Origin of the sequence: Flagellimonas cixiensis (assembly GCF_042134615.1) — a bacterium.
Classification (GTDB): domain Bacteria; phylum Bacteroidota; class Bacteroidia; order Flavobacteriales; family Flavobacteriaceae; genus Flagellimonas; species Flagellimonas cixiensis.
Genome location: NZ_CP169639.1, coordinates 538,012 through 558,037 on the forward strand (window position 1 = coordinate 538,012; position 20,026 = coordinate 558,037).

Genomic DNA, 20,026 nt, shown 5'->3' on the forward strand with positions numbered 1-20,026 from the left:
TGAAAATAGAAGGCCCCAATGCAGATTGGGGCCTTTCTTATGTTTAGTGAATTTGAATTTATCTAAATCCAAAATTCAAACCAAATGTAAAGGTGTTGAATTCTGAAAAGTTATATTCGGCGTTGATCCTAAAGAAGCCTAGCTTTAACTTGGTTCCCAAATTGGCAACAACACCACTTGCACTCTCTGAAACACTAAAAGGATCTACTACTCTTTCTGTGAAAAATGGACCATTGGCCTCGTAGGTTCCCAACACATCGATAGTGGATTTACCCGTAATATACCCCAATCCACCATAAAAATTGATGACCGGAATATTTCTGGTTGAAACCACTGCACTAAAATTCCATGTTTTGAATTTGGCATCCAAGCGTTGGTCATCACCATCAATACTGCTGATTTCGTTAAGATCATATTCACCGCTTAAGTTGGTATAGCCAATCACTCCAGAAATGGCAACAGGCAATAACTTGTCCGCAGGAAGCATTTTGGTAAAATCATATTGTACACCTGCACCAAAAAGACCAATATTCGAATCGTCATCATATTTGATTTTAGGTAAAAATCGAGCTTTTACCTCCAAACCTTTGATGAGACCAACACTACCCTGAAGATACCCAGATGGGATAAAATTAAAGTCTTCGGCCGCCAGACCCGATGGCAACTCAAATTCATCTCGGAACAGTCCGTTTTCATCTTCCACGAATACCATAACCCCTTCAATATCTCCTAAAGCTGTCGACACCAATCGTGGTTCGCCCGGATTCTGAACAAAGTCTAGATTGTCATATTGCGAAGGATCTAACAAAAAAGCCTTTTTATCTTCTTTGTTTTTAAAACCGGTGATATTACCCACCACAGAAATTTCGAAGCCTCCAAGAGGTTTGGCATCTGCAGAATTGTACCACCCTGTTGAAATCCCATAAATGGCCGCTTCGGATACCGGAGCCAAATAAGAATTGGCAAATCGGTTGGCATCTTCCACACCCGATACCAAAAGATCGTTGATGCCTTGTGCTTTTACTAGGGAAACTGATGACAGTGCCATCAATAAAAGAATCTTCTTCATTGTTTAAAGTTTTCCCTAAAACTAAAAAACTCGCCCTTTGGGGGCGAGTTTTTGTTGTGAACATCATTTATTTATGCATCTATGTTCGCATAGACCGCATTTTTCTCAATAAACTCTCGTCTTGGCGGAACTTCATCCCCCATCAACATCGAGAATATTCTATCTGTTTCAGATGCATTGTCGATAGTTACTTGCCTTAATGTTCTGAATTCAGGATTCATGGTGGTATCCCACAATTGCTCTGCATTCATCTCCCCAAGACCTTTGTAACGCTGAATAATGGCTCCTCCGTTCATGGAAGCTACAATTTCATCACGCTCTTTATCATTCCAAGCATATCTTCTTTTCTGTCCTTTACGCACCAAATACAATGGTGGTGTAGCAATGTACACGTGGCCACCTTCAATCAGTTCGCGCATATAACGGAAGAAGAAAGTCAAAATCAGCGTTTCAATGTGGCTACCATCCACATCCGCATCACACATGATCACTACTTTATGGTAGCGAAGTTTATCAAGGTTCAATGCTTTACTGTCCTCTTCGGTACCAATGGTTACCCCTAGCGCCGTGTATATGTTTTTGATTTCCTCATTTTCAAAAACCTTATGCTGCATGGCCTTCTCAACGTTCAAAATCTTACCACGTAAGGGCAAAATAGCCTGAAAGTTTCGGTCCCTTCCTTGTTTGGCGGTTCCACCTGCGGAATCTCCCTCTACCAAGAATACTTCGCATTTGGTAGGGTCCTGTTCAGAACAATCCGAAAGTTTCCCTGGCAAACCACCCACACTCATTGGGTTTTTACGCTGAACCATTTCACGTGCCTTGGCCGCTGCATGTCTCGCCTGGGCAGCCAACTTCACTTTTTCCACAATCTGTTTGGCATCGTCTGGGTGCTCCTCCAAATAATCGGCAAGCATTTCGGATACGGCTTGACTCACTGCACTGGTTACCTCACGGTTTCCCAATTTGGTTTTGGTCTGACCTTCAAACTGTGGTTCTGCCACTTTTACGGAAACTATGGCAGTAAGTCCTTCACGGAAATCATCTCCTGAAATTTCAAACTTTAACTTATCGAGCATTCCCGAGTTATCGGCATACTTTTTTAATGTAGTCGTCAACCCTCTTCTAAATCCGGAAAGGTGGGTACCTCCTTCGTGGGTATTGATATTGTTTACGTAGGAGTGTAAGTTTTCGGTATACCCTGTATTGTATACCATGGCCACCTCAACTGGGATTCCGTTTTTCTCTCCTTCCATGGAGATTACACTCTGAATCAATGGCTCACGGTTTCCATCCAAGAATTTGATAAATTCTTTCAACCCTTCTTCGGAATGGAAGGTTTCGGAGATAAATTCTCCTTTTTCGTCTTTATTCCTTTTATCGGTAAGGGTTATGGTAATGCCCTTGTTCAAATAGGCAAGCTCGCGCATCCTATTGGACAGGGTTTCGTAATTATATTCTGTGGTTTGGGTAAATATCGAGTTGTCGGGCACAAAGGTAACTACAGTACCGGTCTCGTCACTATCGCCAACGCTTTTTACCGGATAAAGTGCTTTACCTTTTTCATATTCTTGCTCCCAAATCTTTCCTTCGCGGTAAACGGTCGCTTTTAAGTGATTGGACAGTGCGTTCACACAAGATACCCCAACCCCGTGCAGACCACCGGAAACTTTATAGGAATCTTTATCAAACTTACCACCCGCACCAATTTTGGTCATTACCACCTCTAGGGCAGAAACACCTTCTTTTTTGTGCAGGCCAACCGGGATGCCCCGACCGTTATCTTTTGTGGTGATGGAGTTGTCTTCGTTGATGATTACCTCGATGGAATCACAATATCCGGCCATGGCCTCATCAATGGAGTTATCCACTACTTCGTACACCAAATGGTGCAAACCACGGACCCCTACATCTCCAATATACATGGAAGGTCTCATACGTACGTGCTCCATACCCTCAAGGGCCTGGATGCTATCCGCTGAGTACTGTTTTTTGTTTGCTTCTTCGCTCATATATACTTTGTGTTTGCCTTCAAATTTTCAAATCTTACAAATATAATGATTACCCTATTGAAAAGGCTTTGCAGAGGACCTTGGACACCCTAAGTTATCAACAAATACTGTGGAAAAATGAGCGTTTCGTCGAATAAGTGGAAGTGAACACCTTTTAAATCAAAAAACCCCTTAAAAAGGGGCTTTTTTTGGCTAATTAATGAAACAAACCTTCAGGTTGTTCCACCCGTGGTTGGCTAAATAAATAGTCTACTTTTCATAGGCATCGGTATGCACTTTGGCCACTGCCCTACCTGATGGATCGTTCATGTTCTTGAATGCTTCATCCCATTCCAATGCAATTTTTGTGCTACACGCCACAGAAGGCTCTTGAGGCACGCACAAAGCGGCTGCATCCGAAGGGAAATGACTTTCAAAAATAGATCTATAGTAATATTCTTCTTTGGTGGTCGGGGTTTGGATCGGGAACTTGAAATGTGCGTTTGCCAATTGCTCATCGCTCACTTCTTCGGCCACCAATTCTTTCAAGGTGTCAATCCAGCTATACCCTACACCGTCTGAAAATTGTTCTTTTTGTCTCCAAGCCACACTTTCTGGCAAATAATCTTCAAAGGCTTTACGCACTACCCATTTTTCCATACGCTCCCCATTGATCATTTTATCTTTTGGGTTAATGGTCATGGCCACATCCATAAATTCTTTGTCCAAGAAGGGCACACGCCCCTCAATGCCCCATGCAGCCAAAGATTTGTTGGCACGCAAACAATCGTACATGTGAAGTTTATCCAATTTGCGCACAGTTTCCTCGTGGAAATCTTTTGGGCTTGGTGCCTTGTGGAAATATAAATATCCACCGAACAACTCATCTGCCCCCTCACCGGACAATACCATTTTTATCCCCATGGATTTGATCACACGAGCCATAAGGTACATAGGCGTGGAAGCTCTAATGGTGGTGATATCATAAGTCTCCAAGTTGTAGATCACATCCTTGATGGCATCCAACCCTTCCTGAATGGTAAATTTTATCTCGTGGTGCACGGTTCCGATGTGGTCAGCTACCTTTTGTGCAGCCGCTAAATCGGGTGAACCTTCAAGTCCCACAGAAAAAGAGTGCAATTGAGGCCACCAAGCATCGGCCGTATCTCCAGACTCGATTCGTTTTTGTGAATATTTTTTTGCAATGGCGGAAGTAACGGAAGAATCCAAGCCTCCTGAAAGCAATACCCCATAAGGCACATCAGACATCAATTGACGGTGCACGGCCGCTTCCAAGGCATCCTTGATCTTTTGAATACTGGTTTCATTTTCTTTTACGGCATCGTACTCCATCCAGTCTCTTTTGTACCATCGTACAAATTCACCATCGGAACTGTGCATGTAGTGTCCCGGAGGAAAAAGCTGGATTTTGGAACAAGTTCCTTCCAAAGCTTTTAATTCAGAAGCCACGTAAAAGGTTCCGTTTTTGTCCCAACCAATATATAGTGGAATAATTCCCATATGATCTCTTGCGATGAAATACTCATCTTTTTCCGTATCATAAATGGCGAACCCGAAAATCCCGTTCATTTCATCTACAAAATCCACTCCTTTTTCTTGGTATAATGCCAAAATCACTTCACAATCCGATTGGGTTTTGAACTCGTATTTACCATCAAATTGTTTACGAAGTTCTTGATGGTTATATATTTCACCATTGGCAGCCAACACCAATTTTTCATCGGCACTGAACAATGGCTGTTTTCCAGAAGCTGGATCTACAATTGCCAATCTCTCGTGGGCCAAAATTGCTTTATCATTAGCATAAATACCGCTCCAGTCCGGCCCTCTGTGCCTAACTTTTTTAGACATCTCCAATAATTGTGGGCGCAATACCTCGGTACTTTCCTTTACATCAAATGCACAAACAATTCCACACATAATTTTTAATTTATTATTACAATTCTGATACAAAAATGAATTTTAAACTTAATATATAAAACTAAATAATTCTTTTTTGCTACACTTTATTATATAAAACACGTCATTTATATCTAAATGAAATAATATCGTGTGTTTTAGCTATTACTTTGAACACATTGTAAGGTTCCTTTATTTTATCGTCTTTATATTGAGCAATTATTAATTAGATTTGACAATAAACTAAAACCAAAATCATGAAAAATTTAACCTTATTACTCATGTTGTTTGCTGGTCTTGTGTTCACAAGCGAGGCTACAGCACAGAAATTCAGTGGACTGGATGCGAGTCCTGCGGATATTGCATATTATCCATCCAGCTCCAGGGAAACCAACAAAATGGCCAAAGTAATTTACAGTCGTCCTCAATTAAAAGGACGTAGCTTGGACGAACTTGCCCCTGTTGGTAAGGTATGGAGAACTGGCGCGAATGAATCAACTGAAGTTACTTTTTACAAAGACGTTAATTTTGGCGGCAAGACCATCAAAGCAGGTTCTTATGCCTTGTTCACTATTCCAGGTGATGGGGAATGGACCGTTATTTTGAACAGCAACCTACATGAATGGGGTGCATATTCATACAACAGTGATGGCGATGTGGCAAGAACCACTGCTAAAGTAAGCACCGATAGCGAAGCGTTGGAAGCCTTCTCGATTGCCTTTGATGATGACGGAAATATGGTAATGGGATGGGGAACCACTCGAGTAACCTTGCCTCTTTCGTATTAAGCAGAAAAATATCTAAAAAGTAAAAGCCCCATAATTGGGGCTTTTTTATTGTTTTTTAACTCCAAAATATTTGACTCCGCTTTCTTTTGATTTTGTTAAATAGTCGTCAAGAATCTTTTTATCCCTTGGCAATAATCGATGTCCTGCGATAAAACTAATATTCTGATCTTTTTTATGCACTAGTACGTAAAAACCATCACCCTCGCTCAGTGCTAGTTCGACATCCATTTCCATCCCAACTAGAATTGAATCCGATTCAAGGTTGTAAGCATAGTACACATTGTATTTATCCCATCTAACTTGTGATTTATTTCCAACGATTGGTGTTCTTGTAATTTTAGTCACCACCGCAGGCGCCTGAACAAAATCATCTCCATCAAAATCCTCATATTTTAACGGCCTATCATTCTTACATCCTGAAAAAACAAGCAATAAAACCCAAAATAAAAAATTAAGGAATAAGAGTTTTGATAGATTCTTCACGTTGTTCAGAATGACGTCCAATGTTATTTCATCTTTTTACCGCCCAAAAAGACCTGTTCTGCCTCTATGTTCGGTATGTTGGGTAACGGAGCTGTCATGATATCTTCACTCAAGATCACAAAATCCGCAAATTTTCCTGGTTCAATACTGCCCTTTTCATCTTCCTCAAAATTGGAATAAGCCGCCCAAATGGTCATACCCTTAAGGGTTTCTTCTCGCGACAAGGCATTTTCCATTTGATAACCACCTTCGGGATATTGCTCCAAATCTTGACGTGCCACTGCTGCATAAAAGGTTAAAAATGGACTCACGCGCTCCACTGGAAAATCGGTGCCCAAAGCGACCAATCCGGCTTTGTCCAATAGGTCTTTGTAGGCGTAGGCACCTTTTTCTCTTTCTGAACCCAATCTATCTCCCGCCCAATACATATCGCTAGTGGCATGGGTGGGTTGTACGGAGGGGATGATTCCCTTTTCGTAATAATCAAAATCTGAAGGGGAAATTACTTGCGCATGTTCCACCTTCCATCTACGATCAGGTTTTCCTTCCAAGGCTTTATCATAAGCTCTAAGCACTACAATATTTGCAGAGTCGCCAATGGCGTGGGTGTTCATTTGGTAATCGGTGGCCGCAATACGCTCCGCCAAAGCTTCAATCTGGTCCACTGGCGTAACCATGGCACCAAAATGCCCGGGTTTATCGGAATAAGGCGCACGCAAGGCTGCCCCTCTAGACCCCAAAGCACCATCACCATAAACTTTTACGGAACGTACATTTAAGCCTTCGGTTTTTATTATCCCTTTATTTAAAAAGTAATCCAAATTCTCTGGATAGTTGGACACCATGGCATACACTCGAATGGACAATTCTCCTGCTTGTTGCAGACTATCAATAAGTTCGATGGTCTCTCTAGACAATCCTGCATCGTTAACGGTCGTCAATCCATAATTCAAAGCTATTGTTTCAGCATCTTTAAGTGCTTGAATTTGTTGTTCTTTGGTCAATGGAGGCACAATAGGATCGATAAGACCCATTGGATTATCCACTAAAACACCTGTTAGTTTACCGTTTTCCTTTACGATTTCACCTCCCTCGGTTTCAGTATCTATCGTAACTCCAGCCAAATCCAACGCTTTTTGATTGACCAAAAGGGCATGGCCATCTATCCTACGTAAGGCAACAGGGGTATCAGGAAACAATTCGTCCAATTTCTCTTTGGTGGGGAATTCCTTTAATTCCCAATCGTTTTGATCCCATCCCCTACCCATTACAAAATTGGATGGGCGCTCCTTGTGAAAGGCAACTACTTTTTCCAATATTTCGTCATAGCTTGAGGTTCCAACCAAATCTACCACTTGCTGGTTTTGACCCAAACCGTAAAAATGACAATGGGCATCGACCAAACCAGGAACTATGGTTTTGCCATCAGCATCCAAAAGTTCTTTGGCATTGTATTTTTCAGCAATTTCTTCTGAATTACCAACGGCAACAAACTTTCCATCTTTGACGGCGATACTCGACGCCTTGGAAAAATTGGCATCTACGGTGTAGATATTTGCGTTTTGAATAATGAGATCTACCTCTTCTTTGGTTTGACAAGAAAGCGCTAGAAAAGTAATTGAGATAAAAAGGAACTTTTTCATTATGGATGGTTTCCTCCAAAAATAGAAAAAGCAGGGGAATATTAAGGGTCTTCGTCTTCAAACTCGGTCATCACGAATTCAACCCGTCTATTTTTACGGCGTGCTTCGTCGGTTAAGGTTGAATCAATCGGTTTTTTATCGCCATAACCTTTGGATGAAATCCGATTTTTGTCCAAGCCCAAGGCCATTAAATAGTTGGCCACCACCAATGCTCTTTCCCGAGAAAGCACATCGTTGTATTCATCGGAACCTAGATCATCGGTATGCCCACTGATGGACACTTGAAGGTTGGGGTTTTGCTTTAGATATTCATAAACATCTTTTAGGCTTTGCTTAGCTTTTGGTTGCAGATCGAATCGGTCGAAATTAAAATTGACATGGTCCAATACATAGACCTCATTGGCTTTGTATTCGGGACCTAAGTACGACAAAGAAATATCATCCAAATAATAATAAGAGTAGCCCTCTTCTTTATTGGCATCTTTATCGTGGCTCACATAAGTGGTGCCTGCATTGCTTTTAAAATTACCGAGGATCAAATGGGTTTCAAATCCCTTGGCCACCACATCAAAACTCAATTCCATCCATTTTTGCTTGTCTTCATAAAGTCCAGTGGCTGGAAATTGTTTGATATGTGTTGTTTGAACAGGGGATGAAGACAAAACGCTATGGGAAAGTTGTCTTTTTGTATGAATGGAAAGTGGCTTTTCGGAAAATACAGCTCCAATATCCATAACAGCTCCATCCGACTTTTCGGAAAGACTGATAAATAAGGTCAAACGATATCGATTCCCTTTTTCAAGCATCTCTTTTAGGGGTATTTGAATATATTCACGGTAATCTTTGGGTGCGTACAAATACAAACCGGCATAACCAGAACCTTCGTAAGGGTCTTGTTTTCCTTTGAAGTTAAGCGGAACACCCAGTTTTGTCTTACTACATTGGTTAAAATAATCCGTAGTCCCTAAGGACGGGGCACTCCAATGCTCGGCATCACCATTGAGATTACTCATTTTAACCGGACAGTTGATGAAATCCTCAAAACCACCATTCATCACTAAATTTTGTGAAAAAGACATGGAAATGGCCAACACAAATAGAGCTACGGACGTTATGAAGTGAGGTCGAAGTCGCATGGTCGTCAGTGAATTAGGACCCACCAATCACATGATAATCAATGCCTTGATGGAATGTACAAAACGCTCCATCAATAAAATTATTGCGTAAAATCCTACAAATTAGAAATCAAACTTATAAGACACCCCTGCCAAAGCTTGGAATCCTTGCACCCTAAAATTGGCCCATCGCTGGTAATTGTTGTTCGCAATGTTAGAAGCTTTAACAAAAATTGAAAGTTGGTCATTAAAGCGATATCCTACGTGGGCATTGGCATCAAAAAAGCCATCCAAAGTTATTGGCGTATAAGAAATGACAGGAGGCACATTATTGGTCAAGGCTACCGAAGTCAAAGCATCCCTTTCGCCTACATAAAATAGATTTGCCCCCATATACCATTGATCGGTAATTTGATAATCCATGAACAACGAACCTTTTATGGAAGGTAAATTCCATGCTGGATTGTCCGTTTCAGTATCGTAATCATAGAATTCTGCATTGGCTCCCAATGAAAAATTGCGGTTCACATCCACATTGATTTCACCGAAAACACCCAAGGTTTTCACGTCATCATAAAATACTTGAAAAGAATTGCCGTAGTAATAGCTCTTTTCATCGGTTCTATCGGTATTCACACTGTTTTGGTAAAACAAGGGCTTTCTATTCTCCGCCATGTATGACCCTTTGATGTTATATCCAATATTTGAAGTTAATTGTCCTTTTAAACCAACATACCCTTCATATTGTTGGTCCGTCGGTTCAATATTTAAAGTTGGAGATACATATGGGTTTTCGTCCACAAAATCATGATACGAATTCTGTTTTAACTCTCCTTCGATTCCCCCATAAGCGATTACATTTTCATCTAGCAACCTATAGGATGCGGTAACCACCGGATAAATATAAAAGTTGCTGTCACTGTTTTCAATATCCAATCCGTAGACAATATTGGCCCCTAGATTCACAGTCAAATTGTCTCTAAGAATCAAAAGGCTTGGGTTTACACCTGCCTGTAGATTGCTATATTTTTTTTCACCTTCATTCACCCCTTCTGTAATGGTGCCATTTTCAAAACTTCCCCCTACATAATCCACTTTGGCAGCAATGGTGATCAATTCTTCTGTAATGGGAAGTTCAAATGTAGGATTGATTACTGCACGATTTTCTGCTGATTTGGTAGCATCCCAAAAACGTCTCAACATTACAGTCCCACTTTTAAAGGGGGAATCTTCCATGTTGAAATTCGCTTTGGCCTCTGCATTGAAATAGTTTTGCGTTTCATCCATGGCATTTATTTCATCCTCGGTGAACAATTCACTCTGGATACCATACCAATTATAGAGTTGATGTTGCAAACCAATATTTGCACCCCAATCCATATAGCGATCCTTTTTGGCATAGGAAGCACTCAATTTGGTATCATAAAAATCGGTATCCAAGGGGGTGGAATCCAAATCGCCACGGGATGAATTATGGGTCAAACCAAAATCCAAAAGGTCTTCGCCCCTATTGAACTCCCTACTTGTATAAAAATCGACCAAAGCATTGTTGTAATTACCCAATCCTATCGAGGCATACGAATTGTACAAGGTAGGCGGTGGTGTTTTTTCAACTCCTGAAGCCTTTCCTTTTGCTGGGGTAAAGGTCGATGCTACAGGCACCGAAAATATACTGTAATTGATTTTCTTCTTTTGAAGTACAATGGAATCGTTTAAACTAGGTGACGATTTAATTTTAAAGGCATCCGAAACGGTAGGGGAATACGGTTTAACCACCGTTACCGTTTCCGTACCAATGTTATCCTCTTCCTGGGCGATAACCACTCCACAAAGGCTCAAAAAAAGTAATGAAAATATATAGGTTCTCTTTTGCATTTTGTGTCTCGTTTAGTTTTGGTTGGGATCTACGGATGAATTGCTTTCTGCTTCTTTGGCCTTAATAGTGGCCAACTCATTCTCTGCATCCGAAACGATATCCTCAAATTCGGAAAAGTTCGAAATCACACTTTCCAAAATGTAGGTGGCCTGGAAAGCATCACCTAAATTGTAGAAGTTCTTGGCCATGATCACCAAACCTTTTCCTGCCCATTCTTTATAGGCCGCATAATCTTTGGCCAATTTTTGAACGGAGGTATTCGAAGCCTCAAAATCTTCCTCTTTATTCTTAAAATAAGCATCGTAGTACCATGCTTCTGCAGCTAGTTCCCCTGAAGCAATTTGCTGTACTTCATTGTATGCCGTTTTGGCCAAACGCTCATTATCCGTTGCAATGGCAGAACGCGCAATCATAATCTGGGCATCACTCTTAATCCGATCATCAATTTTTGGTGCTTTCAACACTTTTTCAGCATAGGCAATGGTTTGTGTATATTTTTTTTGACCGTAATACCCTTTCATCAAATTGGACTGTGCAAAAGTTCTGTTCTCCACAATTCCAGCCGTATTTTCCAATTTTTCCAAATAGGGAATGGCACTCTTGTAATCTTGCTTTTCCACATAAATTTCACAAACCCGGGTTAAGGCTTGTTCGGTGTATTCGCCAGTTCCACTATCGGCAACGGCCTTATATTTTGGCAAAGCTTGATCTTTCTGCCCTTTTGCAAAATAGAGTTGTGCCAAGGCAAAGTTCACACTTTGAATATGCAATCCGTTAGGAAATTGCACAGCGTAATCTTCGTATCCGCGAATGGCAGCATCGGTCTTGCCCTCAATTTGTTTTCTTTCTGCCGATTCAAAACTGGCATTGTCGAGTTCGGCATCGGTCACTTCCACAAAATCCAAGTTTCTGGCCCAAGCAGCATATTCGCTCACACGAACTTCATCCACATACACCAATTTTGCTGTGGCCACTGCTTGTTTGGCCTCTTGGGTATTCGGGTATTTTTGAACCACTTCTTTCAGTTTGTCCAGCGCTTGATCGTTTCGACTCGCATTGTAGTGCACCAATCCTGCACGCAGCAATCCTCTAGGGGCAAACTTACTTCCAGAGAATTCAGAAACGATTCGGTCGTAGGTTTGCAATCCTAAATTTTCTTGGTTGTTTTGAATGTAGGAGTTCCCCAATTCAAACAAGGCATCATCACGTAATGATGATGTTGGGAACATGCTCAAAAACTGGTTGAGACCGTCAATTTTGGCTGAATTGTTACCCAAAAAACCATCACAAAGTGTTTTTTGAAAGGCCGCATAATCGCGTTCTGGACCATTCATTTTTGATGAAGCATCGTACGCTTTCTTTGCCAATTGATACTTGCTGTTCACAAAATAGCTGTCTCCCAATCGCAAATACCCATCATTCTTTCTTTCGTCGTCAATGGCATTGGAGCTCACCACATTTTGAAAATAGGATATGGCATTATTGTAATCTTTCAATTTGAAATAGGAATACCCCAAATTGTAATCCAGTTGCTCATATTCGGGCAGTGATGTTGCAGCAGCAGTATTCTGGAATCGCACAAAATCCACCAAGGCTTCTTCAAAACGATTCATTCGGTAAGCCGATTCTGCTTTCCAATACAATGCACGGGCCTCAAAAGTAGCATTGTCTGCGCTTTTCAATGATTTATCGAAACGTTCCCAAGCACCTTCATGATCACCATCAATAAAAAGTTCCACTCCACGGTAATAGGCCACTTTTTGGTAAGTTTCCTTGCTTGCGTAGTTTTTGTTCTTCTCTAAAAGCTCCATGGCTCCCTCAAAGTTTCTTGAAGTAATGTAAGAGTCCACCAAAAGTTCTTGGATTTCCAGTTGATTTTCATCCTTTGGATAGGTTTCCAAATAAGTGGTCAACACCTGTGGAACGGGTTCATAGGCATTTCCAATTTCGTAGCTCAATCGAGCATAGTTCAACCAGGCATCTTTTTGAATTTCTTGACTGAAATCCATTTGTGAAGCATTTCGAAACGCATTCAAAGCCTCCGACTTTTTATCCAACTTTAAATAGCATTCTGCCAAGTGGTAATAGGCATTTTGGGAAACCGCATTATTTCCGTCAATAATTTTATTGAACTGTTGAATCGCATTTTGATAATCGCCCAATTTATAATGGCTGTACCCGAGTAAATAGTAGTCGGTATTATTCCATTTGCCACGTTTCCCCTTATATTCCCCCAAATATGGAATGGCCTCGGCATATTGTTCCAAGTTGAAATAACTCTCCCCAATAATCTTGTTCAATTCTGAAACTTCCTGTCGGTTGGATTTTGCCAATTGTTTTTTAGCCAAATCAATCGCTTCTTGGAACTTACCGAGTTTAAAATTCAAATCTGCCTGATAATACGTTAGCTTCTCATCCAACAATTCAGGATCTTGAATTTGGTCGAAACGAGCACTTGCAGAACTATAATCATCTTGCTCATATGCAATGTACCCCAAATAATATTTGGCCTGTGAACCATATTTTTGGGAGGTGGTCACCTTATTTAAATATCGCTCAGCCTCTTGTGGACGTTTGGAAGCGTACAAAGCATATCCATTATTAAAATTATATCGGTCACGCTCCGAATACGGCATGGAAGTTTCATCTACTTTTTTATACCATTTTAAGGCGTAGGGGTATTTTCCGGTTTCAAAATAGTAATCGGCCACATCTAAAAAAGCGGAATTTCTTTTGGTCGAAGTTGGGTATCGTTCCACAAAATCTTCCATCAACTTATCTGCACCACGCTGATTCAATCGAATGGCGGCATTGGCGGCATAATAAGCACTGTTGGCCTCTGTTTCACCATCCTTGGTGGTCGCCTTTACCGACTCAAAAATGTTTTGCGCCGCTTGGTACTGCTCATTGTTGTAGAGTGCCAATGCATCTTGATAGGCTTTGTTTTCGTGGGTATATATTTGAGTTTCTTGAGCGAATGCTGCAAAAAAAGTTCCCATTAAAATGGGAATAACTAGGAGGTTTTTTCGATTCATAGTGTTCTAAGCTGTTCTCGATTGACTTTATTCATAACGTCAAAATTAAGGCCAAAGTATATTGGTATACAAAGTTGTAAAATTTGGTGAAACGAAAATGAGGAATAATTTTAGAACTTAGTACCTTTATTCTATAAAGCAACAATATGCCTGAGACGATCGTAAAATTACAAGATGTAGCCGTTTTCCAAAACGAAAATTTGGTGCTCAACCATATCAACCTTGAAGTAAAAAAAGGAGATTTTGTGTATGTGATCGGAAAAACGGGCAGCGGAAAGAGTAGTTTTATGAAAACCTTGTATGCGGATATTCCCTTTAAACAAGGTACTGGGCAAGTGGTGGATTTTGATTTGGCCACTCTAAAAGAAAAAGACATTCCCTTTTTACGGAGAAAATTGGGCATCGTTTTCCAAGATTTTAAATTACTGCCCGACCGAAATATCAACAACAACCTTGAGTTTGTGCTCAAAGCTACGGGATGGACGGACCCTATTAAGATGAAAGACAAAATTGAGGAAGTTTTGGACAAGGTGGGCATGAAAACCAAAGGTTTTAAGTTTCCGCATGAACTTTCTGGAGGTGAACAGCAACGGATTGCCATTGCACGAGCCCTATTAAACGACCCGGAACTTATTTTGGCCGATGAGCCTACAGGAAACTTGGATCCGCAAACCAGTGTAGAGGTAATGAAAGTGCTTCAGGACATTAACCAAAATGGGCGTACCATTATTATGGCCACCCACGATTATGCCTTGATTTTGAAGTATCCGCACAAAACTTTGAAATGCGATGGCAGTAAACTTTTTGAGGTGATTCAAAAAGCTATTTAATTGCCTTAAACCTTATTCATTTGGTGGTTTATCCATGAAATTACAAGGACAAAAAAAGTTTTTGTTTCTTTGTCTAAACTAATCTTGCTTCCCTTTATGGAGATACTAGGTATTGATATTGGTGGATCGGGCATAAAAGGTGCCTTGGTCAACGCCGAAACCGGTGAAATGCTTACCGAACGTTTTAGAATTCCAACCCCAAAATCCAAAAAACCCAAGGCCATGGCCAAAGTTGTGGCCAAAATTGTGGATCATTTTGATTATAAAGGCCCTGTAGGCTGTGGATTTCCATCCATTGTAAAAAATGGGGTTTGCTTATCTCCTGGCAATCTTCATAAAAGTTGGGTAGGTGTAAACATTGATGAATTATTTACCGAGTATACCGGTCATGAATTTACTGTACTTAATGATGCGGATGCCGCTGGCTACGCTTCCATGAATTATGGAGTGGGCAAAGGGAAAGATGGTTTGGTCATTATGATCACCATTGGAACTGGTTTGGGAAGTGGCGCGTTTTTAAACGGTGTGCTTATCCCTAATTTTGAATTGGGGCAAATCCCGTACAAAAAACACAAGAAAATTGAAGCTTGGGCTGCTGCTTCTGCCAAAGAAAGAGAAAATCTCAGTTTTGAAAAATGGGGCAAACGATTCAATAAGTTTTTACAGTTTGTGGAGCTGATTGTAAGCCCAGACCTTATTATTGTAGGGGGTGGAACTTCAAAAAACTGGGAAGAATTCAGTCATCATATCGATATTGAAACCAAAGTGATCAAAGCCGAATTGATGAACCATGCAGGAATCATCGGGGCTGCTGTTGCGTGTTTGCGTGAGCAACACCATGGACATTTGCAATAGTCTTTTTGACCAGATTAAATAATGTCATTCTGAACAAAGTGAAGAATCTTAAGATTCTGAATCCTTAGTTTAACAATAATGGATTCCGTGTCAAAGCACGGAATGACAGAACACATCTTTCGCTTGAATAAAATTCAAGAGAAAAAGCAGTGTCATTCTGAAGAAGCAAAGCGAATGAGGAATCTTTTTTCGAGAAAGTATTCGTAATAATTCGTGCCATTCTAGTCAATTACTGATTCATTGCAAAGAACGTCATTCCGAACTCGCTTCGGAATCTCAAGTTAACGAATCCCTGAAACGGGTCTGAGTTAAAAGATTTCTCACATTCGTTCGAAATGACAGAAATCAAAATAAAAAAGCGAATGAAGATACCCTCATTCGCTTTATATTTATTTTAAAGTGTATTTTGATTAAATCACCTTATTTCTTTTTCGGTCCACTTCTTTCAAGTAGATTTTTCTAAGTCTCAAGTGGTTTGGAGTCACCTCAACGTACTCATCTTTCTGGATGTATTCCAATGCTTCTTCCAAAGAGAATTTGATGGCAGGAACAATCTTAGCTTTTTCATCAGCTCCAGAAGAACGAACGTTGGACAGTTTTTTGGTCTTGGTAACGTTTACTGTCATATCGTCTTGACGAGAGTTTTCACCAATCACCTGTCCCTCATAAATATCCTCTCCCGGATCAATAAAGAACTTACCTCTTTCTTGCAATTTATCGATAGAATAAGGTATTGCAGTTCCATTTTCCATGGAAACCAAAGAACCGTTCAATCGCTGTGCGATTTCTCCCTTTAAAGGTTGATATTCTTTAAAGCGGTGTGCCATAATGGCCTCCCCGGCGGTTGCGGTCAACAATTGGTTACGCAAACCGATGATACCTCTCGATGGAATCATAAATTCACAGATCATACGGGAACCTTTGGCCTCCATACTGATCATTTCTCCTTTTCGGATAGACACCATTTCCACAGCTTTACCAGAAACTTCTTCAGGCAAATCGATGGTCAAGTGCTCAACAGGCTCACATTTTACACCATCAATCTCTCTAATGATTACCTGTGGCTGTCCAATCTGAAGTTCATAACCTTCACGACGCATAGTCTCAATCAAAACGGAAAGGTGCAATACCCCACGTCCAAATACCATGAATTTATCGGCACTATCCGTTTCTTGAACACGTAGGGCCAAGTTTTTCTCCAACTCTTTCTCCAATCTTTCCTTGATGTGTCTTGAAGTCACAAATTTTCCATCCTTACCAAAGAAAGGGCTATCGTTAATGGTGAACAACATGCTCATAGTTGGCTCGTCGATAGCGATGGTTTTCAATTTTTCTGGATTTTCAAGATCGGCAACGGTATCACCAATTTCAAATCCTTCCATACCCACAATGGCACAAATATCTCCGGCAACCACTTCTTGCACTTTGATTCGGCCTAAACCTTCAAAAGTGAAGAGTTCCTTGATTCTGGTCTTCACAATACTTCCATCCCTTTTTACCAAAGAAACTTGTTGTCCTTCACGAAGGGTACCTCTTTGCAATCTACCAATCGCAATTCTTCCTGTAAATGAGGAGAAATCCAAGGAGGTAATCAACATTTGGGTAGTTCCTTGTTCTGGTTTGAATTCTGGAACATGTTCAATCACCATATCCAACAACGGTTCGATATTGTCGGTTGGTGTTTGCCAATCCTCTCCCATCCAGTTGTTCTTTGCAGAACCATAAACCGTTGGAAAATCCAACTGCCATTCCTCTGCTCCCAATTCGAACATTAAATCGAATACTTTTTCGTGAACTTCTTCTGGAGTACAGTTTTCTTTATCTACTTTATTGATAACCACACATGGCTTTAAGCCAAGGTCGATAGCTTTTTGAAGTACAAAACGGGTCTGTGGCATTGGGCCCTCAAAGGCATCAACCAACAACAGCACACCGTCGGCCATGTTCAAAACACGCTCTACCTCACCACCAAAATCGGCGTGACCAGGAGTATCTATTATATTGATTTTTGTGTCTTTATATACTACCGAAACGTTCTTGGATACGATGGTAATTCCACGTTCCCTTTCCAAATCATTGTTGTCCAAGATCAAATCTCCTTTGTTCTCGTTATCTCGGAACAACTGGCAATGGTACATGATTTTATCCACCAAGGTAGTCTTACCGTGGTCTACGTGAGCAATGATTGCAATATTCTTTATCTTGGACATAACCTGAATTTTAAGCCCGCAAAGATACTGCTATTTTTCACTTGTCAATACTCCTAAATGTTATTTTTATCTTATTGATTTTGTGGAAGTTCCACACCTACAAACCCACACACCATCGCTTTTCGCTGATAATCCACCCAATACTAAGGTTAACCACTGGTTGAATTGCGCCTTTAAAGGGTCCAACATAATAGCCTGCACCAGCATCGATAGAGAAACTAAAACCAGAATCATAACTGCGTTGAATCCCATAAACCAACCCACCATAACCGTGAACCCCATCCACTATCCGGCCCTCTACGGTGCGTTTACCGGGAGAAAAAATCGCAGCGGAAGGCGCCAAATAATTTCCTGAATTACCATAAATGGACCTTCTTCGTCTTTCTCTACTATTTAAATTGTGGTAGTATCGGTTCTGAACCGTGATGGCCGGAAAAAAATCAAAGTTTTCAATAGGGGCCTCACTTGCAGGTTCCAAAGCAGCTTGCCATGCTACTCGAAAATCCAAAGTACTGTTAACACCCACAGCCATTTCGTATTCAATTCCGGGATTGAAAATATTGAGCTTAAACTGACGTATTTCACAGTTTTTGCCATATTGGGCCTGCATAAAATATCCCACTAAAAGGAATACCAAAAGAAGTAAGCGACGCATTGTAGGTTAATTTGGTACTATTATAACCTTTGGTTTGGAAAAATAGTATGTGAAAAAGGTTTCTTTAGTCGAAAACCGGTTCTCTGGATTTTCTTTTAGTGGCCACCCAACCGAACGTAAAATTGAACAAAGGCCCATAACCGTCGGGAATACCATCTCCCTTATAAAAACCAGCACCCAATTCCACATTAAAATTAAACCCGCTTTTATAGGTTCGTTGAATGCCATAGACCATGCCATAAAATCCAAGATTAAAATCATCTGGCCCCTCTATATTGGTTGAAATTCGCAGTTGGGAAAAGAAAATGGCTTGGGCTGCCGCAATATAGTTGGCAGAATTACCCGAAGTGTTTTTCCCCAAATCTTCCCGTCTTCTAAAATTGTGATAATAGCGGTACCTATTGTTGCTGGCCAATCCAAAGGCATAACCTTCTTCATAGGTCGCTGTGGCCAAACCTAGGCTAGTAGATACGCTTTGGTTTTTAAAAAGTCCCAGCTCATAGGTAAAACCCGGGCTCAATAAATCCAACTTGAATTGGTGTCGTTCCAGATGAATCAAATCGAAGGTTCCGCCCCTTTCTTGCCATTGAGCTTGTAAAACGACGGGGAATAAACAAAGTGCAAACAATAGAAAAGTATACTTCATGGTTAGTAGTTTATCTTGATAAATCTAAAAAGTATACCATGGTTTAATACTATATTTGTGCAAACTTTAAGAAATGGACTTGACCAAAATTCCTCAGATAAAACATTCGGAAGGCGATAACTTTTTTCTACTGGCAGGACCTTGTGCCATTGAGGGTGAGGAAATGGCGATGCGAATTGCGGAGAAAGTGGTTTCGATTACCGATAAACTTGAAATCCCTTATATTTTTAAGGGAAGTTTTAAAAAGGCCAATCGAAGTCGTATTGATTCTTTCACAGGGATTGGGGATGAAAAGGCCTTGAAAATTTTGAGAAAAGTCTCTGAAACTTTTAAAGTGCCTACCGTTACCGATATCCACGAAATTTCTGATGCAGCCATGGCTGCGGAGTATGTGGATGTACTTCAGATTCCCGCATTTTTGGTTCGCCAAACCGATTTGGTCGTTGCTGCGGCCGAAACGGGGAAAGTCGTCAATTTGAAAAAAGGACAGTTTATGAGTCCCGAAAGTATGAAACATGCCGTGACCAAGGTGACGGAAATTGGCAATGAACAAGCGATTATCACCGACCGGGGCACCATGTTCGGCTATCAAGATATGATTGTTGACTTTAGAGGAATCCCAACCATGAAGCAATACGCACCAGTAGTATTGGATGTGACCCACTCCCTACAGCAACCCAATCAATCTTCTGGGGTAACAGGCGGAAGACCCGCATTAATCGGTACCATGTCCAGAGCAGGAATCGCAGCAGGGGTAGACGGACTTTTTATGGAAACCCATTTTGATCCTGCCAACGCCAAAAGTGATGGCGCCAATATGCTGGATTTAAGTTTATTGGAAAAGCTACTTACCGATCTAACAGCCATCAGGAAAACAATCAATACGCTTTAAGCTACGTAAATTGTTAAA

15 protein-coding genes are annotated in these 20,026 nt (G+C 40.8%); 4 read left to right on the plus strand and 11 right to left on the minus strand.

Annotation, left to right across the window (positions count from 1 at the left end):
* Positions 1–58 precede the first annotated feature (58 nt).
* The 3 genes from ABT310_RS02430 to asnB form a co-directional block, all read right to left on the minus strand.
* Entirely contained in the window at positions 59–1,069 is a 1,011-nt protein-coding gene (locus tag ABT310_RS02430) for a DUF6588 family protein (protein ID WP_375325177.1), read from the minus strand.
* Between the two features lie 71 nt (positions 1,070–1,140).
* Complete coding sequence (gene gyrB, locus ABT310_RS02435) at positions 1,141–3,081, minus strand: DNA topoisomerase (ATP-hydrolyzing) subunit B (protein WP_375325178.1); 1,941 nt, start codon at positions 3,079–3,081, stop codon at positions 1,141–1,143.
* Positions 3,082–3,330: 249 nt separating this feature from the next.
* Positions 3,331–5,001, minus strand: coding sequence for an asparagine synthase B (gene asnB, locus ABT310_RS02440; protein ID WP_375325179.1), 1,671 nt, complete (start codon positions 4,999–5,001; stop codon positions 3,331–3,333).
* 236 nt (positions 5,002–5,237) lie between these two features.
* On the opposite strand from asnB, the gene ABT310_RS02445 reads away from it, so the two are divergent.
* The gene (locus tag ABT310_RS02445; RefSeq protein WP_375325180.1) at positions 5,238–5,768 is read left to right on the plus strand and encodes a DUF2911 domain-containing protein; all 531 of its coding nucleotides are present in this window, start codon (positions 5,238–5,240) and stop codon (positions 5,766–5,768) included.
* Positions 5,769–5,813: 45 nt separating this feature from the next.
* Here ABT310_RS02445 and ABT310_RS02450 read toward each other — a convergent pair whose 3' ends face one another.
* From ABT310_RS02450 to ABT310_RS02470, 5 genes are all read right to left on the minus strand, one after another.
* Positions 5,814–6,251, minus strand: coding sequence for a hypothetical protein (locus ABT310_RS02450; protein WP_375325181.1), 438 nt, complete (start codon positions 6,249–6,251; stop codon positions 5,814–5,816).
* 23 nt (positions 6,252–6,274) lie between these two features.
* Entirely contained in the window at positions 6,275–7,894 is a 1,620-nt protein-coding gene (locus ABT310_RS02455; RefSeq protein WP_375325182.1) for an amidohydrolase, read from the minus strand.
* Between the two features lie 41 nt (positions 7,895–7,935).
* Positions 7,936–9,030 carry an OmpA family protein gene (locus tag ABT310_RS02460; protein ID WP_375325183.1) on the minus strand — a complete coding sequence of 365 codons (1,095 nt, stop codon included), beginning with the start codon at positions 9,028–9,030 and terminating at the stop codon, positions 7,936–7,938.
* A 102-nt stretch (positions 9,031–9,132) separates the two neighbouring features.
* Positions 9,133–10,884: a TonB-dependent receptor gene (locus ABT310_RS02465; RefSeq protein ID WP_375325184.1), complete on the minus strand. Its 1,752-nt coding sequence runs from the start codon at positions 10,882–10,884 to the stop codon at positions 9,133–9,135.
* A gap of 12 nt (positions 10,885–10,896) precedes the next feature.
* Positions 10,897–13,920, minus strand: a complete 3,024-nt coding sequence (locus ABT310_RS02470) for a tetratricopeptide repeat protein (RefSeq protein WP_375325185.1) — start codon at positions 13,918–13,920, stop codon at positions 10,897–10,899.
* Between the two features lie 146 nt (positions 13,921–14,066).
* Here ABT310_RS02470 and ABT310_RS02475 point away from each other — a divergent pair, with 146 nt between their 5' ends.
* Both ABT310_RS02475 and ppgK read left to right on the plus strand, forming a co-directional pair.
* Positions 14,067–14,750, plus strand: a complete 684-nt coding sequence (locus ABT310_RS02475; RefSeq protein WP_375325186.1) for a cell division ATP-binding protein FtsE — start codon at positions 14,067–14,069, stop codon at positions 14,748–14,750.
* Positions 14,751–14,846: 96 nt separating this feature from the next.
* Positions 14,847–15,605: a polyphosphate--glucose phosphotransferase gene (gene ppgK, locus ABT310_RS02480; protein WP_375326140.1), complete on the plus strand. Its 759-nt coding sequence runs from the start codon at positions 14,847–14,849 to the stop codon at positions 15,603–15,605.
* 410 nt (positions 15,606–16,015) lie between these two features.
* Here ppgK and typA read toward each other — a convergent pair whose 3' ends face one another.
* From typA to ABT310_RS02495, 3 genes are all read right to left on the minus strand, one after another.
* Positions 16,016–17,815: a translational GTPase TypA gene (gene typA / locus ABT310_RS02485; RefSeq protein WP_375325187.1), complete on the minus strand. Its 1,800-nt coding sequence runs from the start codon at positions 17,813–17,815 to the stop codon at positions 16,016–16,018.
* 97 nt (positions 17,816–17,912) lie between these two features.
* Positions 17,913–18,470: a hypothetical protein gene (locus tag ABT310_RS02490; RefSeq protein ID WP_375325188.1), complete on the minus strand. Its 558-nt coding sequence runs from the start codon at positions 18,468–18,470 to the stop codon at positions 17,913–17,915.
* 64 nt (positions 18,471–18,534) lie between these two features.
* Complete coding sequence (locus ABT310_RS02495) at positions 18,535–19,116, minus strand: hypothetical protein (protein WP_375325189.1); 582 nt, start codon at positions 19,114–19,116, stop codon at positions 18,535–18,537.
* Positions 19,117–19,189: 73 nt separating this feature from the next.
* Here ABT310_RS02495 and kdsA point away from each other — a divergent pair, with 73 nt between their 5' ends.
* Complete coding sequence (kdsA, locus tag ABT310_RS02500; protein WP_375325190.1) at positions 19,190–20,008, plus strand: 3-deoxy-8-phosphooctulonate synthase; 819 nt, start codon at positions 19,190–19,192, stop codon at positions 20,006–20,008.
* Positions 20,009–20,026 lie beyond the last annotated feature (18 nt).

What these genes read in the sequence shown, in the direction of transcription:
- ABT310_RS02455 (WP_375325182.1), bottom strand. Translation starts at nt 7,894, where the DNA reads ATGAAAAAGTTCCTTTTTATCTCAATTACTTTTCTAGCGCTTTCTTGT.
- ABT310_RS02475 (WP_375325186.1), top strand. Translation starts at nt 14,067, where the DNA reads ATGCCTGAGACGATCGTAAAATTACAAGATGTAGCCGTTTTCCAAAAC.
- ABT310_RS02430 (WP_375325177.1), bottom strand. Translation starts at nt 1,069, where the DNA reads ATGAAGAAGATTCTTTTATTGATGGCACTGTCATCAGTTTCCCTAGTA.
- ppgK (WP_375326140.1), top strand. Translation starts at nt 14,847, where the DNA reads ATGGAGATACTAGGTATTGATATTGGTGGATCGGGCATAAAAGGTGCC.
- ABT310_RS02465 (WP_375325184.1), bottom strand. Translation starts at nt 10,884, where the DNA reads ATGCAAAAGAGAACCTATATATTTTCATTACTTTTTTTGAGCCTTTGT.
- ABT310_RS02495 (WP_375325189.1), bottom strand. Translation starts at nt 19,116, where the DNA reads ATGAAGTATACTTTTCTATTGTTTGCACTTTGTTTATTCCCCGTCGTT.
- ABT310_RS02460 (WP_375325183.1), bottom strand. Translation starts at nt 9,030, where the DNA reads ATGCGACTTCGACCTCACTTCATAACGTCCGTAGCTCTATTTGTGTTG.
- ABT310_RS02490 (WP_375325188.1), bottom strand. Translation starts at nt 18,470, where the DNA reads ATGCGTCGCTTACTTCTTTTGGTATTCCTTTTAGTGGGATATTTTATG.
- gyrB (WP_375325178.1), bottom strand. Translation starts at nt 3,081, where the DNA reads ATGAGCGAAGAAGCAAACAAAAAACAGTACTCAGCGGATAGCATCCAG.
- asnB (WP_375325179.1), bottom strand. Translation starts at nt 5,001, where the DNA reads ATGTGTGGAATTGTTTGTGCATTTGATGTAAAGGAAAGTACCGAGGTA.
- kdsA (WP_375325190.1), top strand. Translation starts at nt 19,190, where the DNA reads ATGGACTTGACCAAAATTCCTCAGATAAAACATTCGGAAGGCGATAAC.
- ABT310_RS02445 (WP_375325180.1), top strand. Translation starts at nt 5,238, where the DNA reads ATGAAAAATTTAACCTTATTACTCATGTTGTTTGCTGGTCTTGTGTTC.
- ABT310_RS02470 (WP_375325185.1), bottom strand. Translation starts at nt 13,920, where the DNA reads ATGAATCGAAAAAACCTCCTAGTTATTCCCATTTTAATGGGAACTTTT.
- typA (WP_375325187.1), bottom strand. Translation starts at nt 17,815, where the DNA reads ATGTCCAAGATAAAGAATATTGCAATCATTGCTCACGTAGACCACGGT.